Annotated in this window: 4 protein-coding genes; 3 read left to right on the top strand and 1 reads right to left on the bottom strand. The window is 56.7% G+C overall.

Annotated features, from left to right (window positions below; all coding sequences use genetic code 11):
* From WA354_RS04340 to WA354_RS04330, 3 genes are all read left to right on the top strand, one after another.
* The coding region (locus WA354_RS04340) for a TolB-like translocation protein (RefSeq protein WP_472811783.1) at nucleotides 1–1,489 on the top strand (1,489 nt) is incomplete at its 5' end.
* A 366-nt stretch (nucleotides 1,490–1,855) separates the two neighbouring features.
* Nucleotides 1,856–2,308 (top strand): ATP-binding protein, encoded by a 453-nt coding sequence (locus tag WA354_RS04335; protein ID WP_472811782.1) that lies wholly within the window; start codon nucleotides 1,856–1,858, stop codon nucleotides 2,306–2,308.
* A 105-nt stretch (nucleotides 2,309–2,413) separates the two neighbouring features.
* On the top strand, nucleotides 2,414–2,758 hold the full coding sequence (locus WA354_RS04330; protein WP_348261832.1) for an STAS domain-containing protein: 345 nt from the start codon (nucleotides 2,414–2,416) through the stop codon (nucleotides 2,756–2,758).
* A gap of 692 nt (nucleotides 2,759–3,450) precedes the next feature.
* Here the strand turns inward: WA354_RS04330 and WA354_RS04325 are convergent.
* On the bottom strand, nucleotides 3,451–4,035 hold a 585-nt coding region (locus tag WA354_RS04325), incomplete at its 5' end, for a LemA family protein (RefSeq protein WP_472811781.1).

The following is a 4,035-nucleotide window of genomic DNA, read 5'->3' as shown; positions in this document are numbered from 1 at the left end:
CCCCTGGTTGCGCGACATCGCGCCGGACAAGTCCAGCCTGCTAGTCTCGGATCTTCGCTCGGACAACCAGCCGTCGCCTCTTTGGATTGTGCCTGTGCCAGCGGGTGCACCGCGAAGAGTGGGCAATGTCTTCGCAAATGCCGCGGCATGGACTCCCGATGGGAATAAGATCATTTTCACCAAGGGCCGTGAGATTTGGATTGCCGCTGCTGACGGTTCGCAGATGCGCAAGCTCTGGACAGCTCCCAATCCTTCTCCTCCCACCTGGATGCTGCGGGTTTCTCCGGATGGAAAACGCATGCGATTCGACGGGTGTGAGCAATCTGGATGTGCTCTCTGGGAAGCCAACACGGACGGTTCGGATGCACACCGACTGCTACCAGACTGGCAGGAACACTCTAGCCAAATCCCGGGAGCGTGGAGTCCCGACGGACGCTATTACGTATTTGCCGTGTTGCCAGGCGTCAAGGAACGCTGGGTCCAGGGACGCTGGCTCGTCGAGGAACACTGGTTATTGCCCGAGCGTCGTGGGTGGTTCACTCACCGCCGGCCAGCACCTGTGCTGCTGCTGGCCCGAGGTCCCGGTGTTTTCGATTCTCCGGGCACCTTCAGCCCTGACGGGCGAACGCTGATTGTGCGTGGCGCGGAAAATCTCGCCGAGCTGGTTCGCTACGAAGCGGCGACGCATCAGACAGGCCCCTACCTCTCCGGCATTTCGGCAACCGAACTCGCGTTTAGCCCGGACGGGCAGTGGGTCACTTACATCTCAGTGCCGGACTCCAGCCTTTGGCGATCCAGGATGGACGGGAGCGGCCGCGTGCAGCTCACCTCTCCCGGAGCGTCCATTGCCCGATGGTCCCCAGATGGCACGAGGATCGCCTTCGAATGGGCGCCTCCCGGCAGACCGGGGAAACTGGCATTGATTTCGCGGGACGGAGGGACTCCGGAACAGGTGATACCGGACAGTGAAGACAGCCATAGCCAGACAGACCCCACCTGGTCGCCGGATGGAAGCGAGATCATCTTCGCACGGAACCTCGGTCAGACGGGAGTTGAGCGCATGGAACTTCTGCGCGTGGACCTGCGGACCCGCAAGGTGACGCCGGTTCTGGGATCGGAGGGGTTGTTCAGTCCGCGCTGGTCGCCGGATGGACGATATCTGGCGGCTTTTCCCGTGGATCAGCACGGTATCCGGCTGTTCGATTTCCAGAAGCAAGAGTGGACGACTTGGTTCACATCAAACGAGGGCAACGTTGGATGGAACTTGTGGTCGCTGGATAGCAAGGCTCTCTATTTTGTAACCGACAAGGCCGGCCATTCAGCATGGTGGCGAATCGGCCTGGGGGAACGAGCCCCGAAGAGAAAAATTGATCTGCCGCAGGAGCAACGTTTTGATAATTGGCTCACTCTGACCCCCGACGGGAACGCGCTGTATACGCGTGACCGGGGTTTAACCGAGATTTACGCCCTCCACCTAAGTGAGAAGTAGGATTCCTAAGTCGCTAGTTGGCCTCGAGCCCGATGATAACCCGATGATGCTACTTCCGGGAGTCCGCAAACTCGCAACGGCAGTTCTTCGCTGGCATTTTCCTAACACTCCCAGCTTGCATGCCAAAGAGAAGTGCACCGGGACGTTGACGCGATGCAAAAACTTGTCCTCATCTGTATTTCGTTATCAACCCTGGACATCGCATGCGACCAAACTGCACCTAACTCAAACCACTTCTTGACATAACGGCCCTCAGCTATGAAACTGCCGTTTATAGCGTTTTCCCGACTTGCTTGGAAAACTAAACACTTCCTCTCGCGGTAAGGCGGGGCTTTGCCATTCCCGGAAGAGGCGGAGACGAAGCCTTTGATCGATTCCAAACCAGGTAAGCGGAGCTTCTCGCTACCCTCTACCATGGAGAGCGTCAGCGAGATTGAGGCTGCCGCAGACAAGTTGGCTGAAGAAGCCGGCGTGGACGAGGAAGAACGCTTTCGTATTGCGATGGCAGTCCGCGAAGCCGCCGTCAATGCGGTCCTTCATGGCAACGACTATGACCCCGCCAAACAAGTCACAGCTGGCTTTGAAAACAACGGCAAATCGCTCGTCTTTACCATCGCCGACCAAGGCAAAGGAGTTGATTGGGAACACCTCCCCGATCCTCTCGCTCCTGAAAATCTCCTGCGCGGCACCGGCCGCGGCATCTTCCTCATCCGCTCGTTCATGGATGAGGTCCACTTCCGCCAACTCCAGCCTGGAACAGAATTGACGCTGATCAAGCACCTGGTTCCAGCGGGGGAAAAAACTGAAGCATCTTCCTGACGCTGTTTTGTGGAATCGCCAGGAACGATTCCATAGAAGGCCTGTTCTCTTGCAGCACCGCGCAGAAGTGCTATAACTTGTATGACTCACAAAGGAGGAATTTCCGTGGCACTCACAATCGCTTCCCGTGAATTGGACGGCGTCACCGTCCTGGACCTTAGCGGGCGGATCACTCTGGGCGAGGGCAGTGTGCAACTGCGCGAAGCCATTCGCGACCTGATCAGCAAAGGATCCAAAAACATCCTGCTGAATCTCGGCGACGTGAATTATATCGATAGCTCGGGACTGGGCGAACTCGTTGGCGCCTATACCACAGCCAAGAATCAGGGTGCCGCACTCAAGCTACTCAACCTGACCCGCAAGGTCAAGGACGTTTTGCAGCTCACCAAGCTCTACACCGTCTTCGACATCTACGACGACGAAGCCAGCGCCATCGCCTCCTACAAGTAGCCGCCAAAGCGCTTGTCTCTGGTGAGTCGTACGGGCATCGCACGTATACCGGGTACATCGAATCGGTTCGATAAGCTTCGAAGGCCATCCATCAAGCCATGGATGGCCTTTTTGCTTTTCTGACTCTGACTCGGATGCCGGACTGGTGCCCCATTCATGGCGCGGTCTCATCGCGCCATGAGTGGGAAAGCCAAGAGCCTGGTGCCACATTCATGGCGCAGTCTCATTGGTGCCATGCGTGGGAAAGCCAAGAGCCAAAAGCTAACAGCTGTTCTCCGACTTCACCCAGGAACGAATACTGAACACATACACAGCGATGCAAAAAAGGTTCGCCGGAATAAACCCAAGCTGCCCCGTGCGCAATCCGATCACGCACACAATCGCGCTGTTGACGCCCGCTACAACGAACCCTGTCCATCTCTTCTGGCCAACCAGGATTGTCGAAAGAATTGTAAGCAAACAAGAAAAATAATCTAATCGGAACACAACAACCACCAGCCTTCGAGGGATACCTCTACTCTGCCTGATTTCCACCGTGGTTCTCGGTGATTTATCGCACTCCATCCATACCGAAGTACTGAGCCGTCAGCTCTCAGCGATCAGCGTTCAGTTATCGCAAACGCTCGATATAGAAACAGCTCAACCCTCACCTTCCGGCAGAAAGCCGATAGCTGAAGGCTGAGAGCTGTCTGCTAAAACTTCACGTTAGGCACCTGCTGAGCTGCCGGGCTCGCTGCGAAATACGCATTGTTCTGATGGAATCCAGCCATGCCCGCCCAGATGCTGTTCGGAAACTGCAGGATAAACGTGTTGTAATCCTGGATTGCATCGTTGTATCGCTTGCGCGCCACGCCGATGCGGTTCTCAGTTCCCGCCAGCTCGTCCTGCAGGCGCATGAACTGATCGCTTGACCGCAGTTGCGGATAATTCTCCGTCAACGCCAATAACCTTCCAAACGCCGAATCCAATTGCCCATTGGCAGCAATCTTCGCTTCCGGCCCCCTCGCATTCAACAGGCCCGCGCGCGCGTTCGCGATATCCCCGAATACGGTACTTTCTTCCTTGGTGAATCCCTTCACCGTCTCCACAAGGTTGGGAATCAGATCCGCGCGGCGCTGCATTTGCACATCCACCTCTGACCACGCCGACTTAACCGTCTGGTCCTTCGCCACCATCTGGTTCTTGGCGCTCACGTAGCTTCCACCCACCATGAACAGCGCCAGCACAATCACGCCCACCACGCCCAACCCAACCAGCAATCCCTTGCTCATACCGTT

The organism is Occallatibacter sp., assembly GCF_049802275.1.
GTDB lineage: Bacteria > Acidobacteriota > Terriglobia > Terriglobales > Acidobacteriaceae > Telmatobacter.
The sequence above is the reverse complement of the archived record's forward strand: the minus strand, read 5'-3'. Positions and strand labels throughout refer to the sequence as shown.